At 62.9% G+C, this 3,553-nt stretch carries 5 protein-coding genes; all 5 read right to left on the reverse strand.

Features of this window, described 5'->3' with window-relative positions; translation table 11 throughout:
• Positions 1 to 654, reverse strand: a 654-nt coding sequence (locus tag WCB02_RS32115) for an adenylate/guanylate cyclase domain-containing protein (protein ID WP_423964582.1), incomplete at its 3' end; no start/stop codon positions are given.
• Between the two features lie 24 nt (positions 655 to 678).
• Positions 679 to 1,254 carry a cytochrome b gene (locus tag WCB02_RS32120; RefSeq protein WP_423964584.1) on the reverse strand — a complete coding sequence of 192 codons (576 nt, stop codon included), beginning with the start codon at positions 1,252 to 1,254 and terminating at the stop codon, positions 679 to 681.
• A complete protein-coding gene (locus WCB02_RS32125; protein ID WP_423964586.1) occupies positions 1,251 to 2,309 on the reverse strand; it encodes a catalase family peroxidase in 1,059 nt (352 codons plus the stop codon). Before WCB02_RS32125 ends, WCB02_RS32120 begins: the two co-directional genes overlap by 4 nt.
• A 115-nt stretch (positions 2,310 to 2,424) precedes the next feature.
• A complete protein-coding gene (locus WCB02_RS32130) occupies positions 2,425 to 2,991 on the reverse strand; it encodes an ABC transporter substrate binding protein (RefSeq protein WP_423964588.1) in 567 nt (188 codons plus the stop codon).
• A 119-nt stretch (positions 2,992 to 3,110) separates the two neighbouring features.
• Complete coding sequence (locus tag WCB02_RS32135) at positions 3,111 to 3,542, reverse strand: c-type cytochrome (RefSeq protein ID WP_423964591.1); 432 nt, start codon at positions 3,540 to 3,542, stop codon at positions 3,111 to 3,113.
• Positions 3,543 to 3,553: the final 11 nt, after the last annotated feature.

Genomic DNA, 3,553 nt, shown 5'->3' on the forward strand with positions numbered 1-3,553 from the left:
GCTCTGCAGCCGGGCCGCCAGATTGGGCGTGTCGCCGACGACGCCACGCTCCCGCGCCGCGCCCTCGCCGATCAGTTCGCCGGCGACCACCAGGCCGGTTGCGATGCCGACGCGGGCATGCAGCGGAAGGCCGCCTCGACTGAGATCCCGCAGGCTATCCTGCAACGCGAGGCCCGCGCGGGCGGCGCGCTCGGCGTCGTCTTCATGGGCGTGCGGATAGCCGAAATAGATCAGCGCCCCGTCGCCCATCCATTTCGCGACGGTGCCATCGAAACGCGAGACCGATGCCGACACCGCATCGCGGAATATACGAATGAGATCGGCCATGTCTTCAGGGTCGAGCCGGGCCGACAAAGGCGTCGATCCCACGAGATCGCAGAACATCAGCGTCAACTGCCGCCGCTCGCTGGCGACGTCGCCCGAGGCCCACTTTGCATCCGAAGCCGGCCGTGGCGCGGAAGGCGCGGGAAGCGCCGCCGGAAGTTCGGCGATCGCCGCTAGGATCTTGCGGCGGTGCCCGATGACGACAATGCCCAGATCCTTGAGATCCTCCGAGGTCAGGTTCGGCAGCACCTCGCGATCGATTTCGTTGTCCCTGAACGCAGTCTCGTATTGTCCGAGGCCAAGATTGCGAAGCCACGTCCCGACATCCATCCCGGTCTCCCAGACCCGATCAACTCACGCGCCATCCGATTTCTCACCCAAAACCTCGTCGCCAGCCGGCCAGGGCGCCATGGACTGGAACACACCGTCCCGCCGCACCAGGGCATGGAACAGCGCGGCCGCTACATGCATCAGGATCAGCGCAAAGAACGCGAAGGCCAGATAGTGATGCGCTCTCCATAACCAAGTATGCGCGCTTTCACTTTGCGGCAGCACCTGGGGGAGAACGCTCTTCCAATACAGCATGACGGGATACCGCTCCGCCGACAGCATGGCCCAACCCAACAGCGGCATCACGATCATCAACCCGTACAGTGCATATTGCGACAAGGTCGCGACCATCTTGATCGGCGTGGGCAGATCGACCGGCAGCGGCGGCGCGCCGAAATAGAGACGCAGCACGAGGCGAATGCATACGAGCACGAAAATGACGGTCCCGAGCGTCTCGTGGGTCGTGATCAACGGCAGATAGGTGGGCGCGACGATGGAGACCATGGTCACGCCGATGAACAGCATCGCGATGATGCAGATCGCCATCAGCCAATGCAGTCCGCGCTGCAGCGGATTGAAGCGGTGACGAAGGACGATCATGGTTTTGCTCCGGTCACCTTGAACGGGTAGTCCTTCGTTTCCGCTGTGCGAAGATCATAGGACACGCGGTATGCCGAGGACCGCGCGGCGGGAAACGGGTCGTCCGACGTTCGCATTCCATCAGGAAGCACCGTCGGATCGAAGTTGATGTCCCGGCATGGTCCATCCGCCTCCGCTTCGATCTGGTTCACGACTAATGTTCCGACCTCGACAGCGTGACGATCTTCGGGCCATGCCTTGCTGGGGTCATTCGTCCGGTCGCCCGGATTGGCGACGGTCACCATCATGGTCCATCGCACCGGTCCGTTCTGGACCCTTGCGGCGATTTCCTTTTCCAGAAAATCCGGGCCGCGTTTGGCCAGATCGGCCTGCGCCACCGCAACCGGCGTCTGGCTCGGCAGCAGCGACCAGCGCACGGTCCGATCGACATCCGAATTGTCCGTAAAGACAAAACTGTCCAGGCTGTTGTAGCGCTCCTCCCCAAAGGAAGCCGTCCACGGCGCGGTTTTGGCCCAGTCGACAAACTTCGCGAACTCCGGATTCGCCACGATGAAATTCTTCATCGCATTCGGTTCCTTGCTTGCCGAGGCAAGCAGCAGTTCGTGAAAGGCTTGCGGGCTTGAGACCGCGAAGAAGGGCGGATCGATCACGGCCATACGCCATTCCTGGCCGTCGGGCGTCATGATCTGCAGCCCCATCCCGCGCACCCGAACCGTCGCATCCGCGGCATCGGGATTGGGCGTGCCGAGATTGAAACGGCCATGAACGGGATATCGTCCTTGCGTGAACACCCGCGCGCGCGAGAGCGTCGCGCCGTTCCCGTTGGCCTCGAAGGCACCGGAAAAGCAGACGCCCTTGGCATGGTTGCGGCGATGCCCGAGCGCCGGCGCACCGGGCGGGGCCAGCGCGGCGACCAGTCGTTGCGGGGTAAGGCGCTGTGGCGACAGCCAGCCGGCGGCATAGGCGAAAATCATCGCGGATGCGCCGATCACGCCTGCGATCAACACCAACCTGTCGAACGAACGACGGAACGAGCCTTCCGGAAACAATGGCATTTCAAGCATCCCCGTTTTGCCGTCAGAGACTTCTGATAGCTCTCACATCCAGGGGCGGAAATATTTCGCGGCGCATCGGCTTCTTTGGAAATCGCACGTCCGGCTGCATAGCGCGTTAATCATGCGAAATCGAAACTATGCGGCACCTGCGCAATACGCCCGCGCCCTGGTCTGCGATATTGCGCTGGTGAGCGAGGGAAACTTCGCTTCCGGGCTCAAACCTCCCCAGCTTGCGAGCCACTAGGGGCCGTCCTTGCCCCCGAAAGGACGGCCCCATTTTCATGCCGCCATCGATCAAACATTTTGCCTTATCGGCCAGCGATTCCGCACGCGTCTTCCAGATACGTTGCCACTCGATCACCTCGTCAGCCTCGGTGAGCAGGGCCGGCGACAGGGTTAGTCCCAAGGCTTTGGCGGTGGCAAGATTAACGCAGAGTTCGAGCGTGGTCGGCTGCTCGACCGGGATCTCGCCAGGCTTTTCGCCCTGCAGGATGCGGTCGAGATAATACGGCACGCGCCGGGCAATCGCGCGCTGGTCCGCGCCATAGGAAAGCAGCGTTCCGGCCGCCGACACTTCCCGCACCCAGGCGCAAGTTGGCAGCCGGCGGCCCAGCGCAAGCTTCGCAATCCTCTCCTTGCCCAGATAGAAGAGCGCCTCGGCGTTGACCACGACCGCTTCCATGCCCGCAAGCCGCCATGGCATCGAACGCCGCGTCGAACTGGCCTAGATCGGCGACCTGATAGGGCCTTGCAGCTCAACTTTCCTCGGCGCTTTGCGCTGCGACCGCCTTACCGCACCCTCTAGCGCAGCTTCGCGATGTCCTGCGGCGTGAGAGACGATCCTTTGACGCCGAAGCGGGCCGTGACAAAGTTCGCTACCGCCGCGATCTCCTCATTGGAATACGCTTCGCCGAAGCGCGGCATCGACAGTGCTCCATCCGGTGTCAGGCGGGTGGCTCCGGCCATCACGATTTGCGCCACGTTCATGGCGCTCTGGTCGCTGACCGCACCAGAGCCGGTCAATGTCGCGAACGGCGTAACCGGGCTTTCACCACTCCAGCCATGGCAACTGACGCAGGCTTCTTCGAACACTCTCTTGCCGAGCGCGCTTGAGATCACGCCGTCTTTGTGGGAGTCCGGCGCGGCTTCCGGCTTCACGGCGAAATCGGGCGAGGTGATGGGCGGCACGCTGCGCAGGAACGTCACCATCGCATCGATATCGGTCTTCGCCATGGTGCTGAAGG

The sequence above is a fragment of the Bradyrhizobium sp. genome, assembly GCF_049581145.1.
Taxonomy (GTDB): Bacteria; Pseudomonadota; Alphaproteobacteria; order Rhizobiales; family Xanthobacteraceae; genus Bradyrhizobium.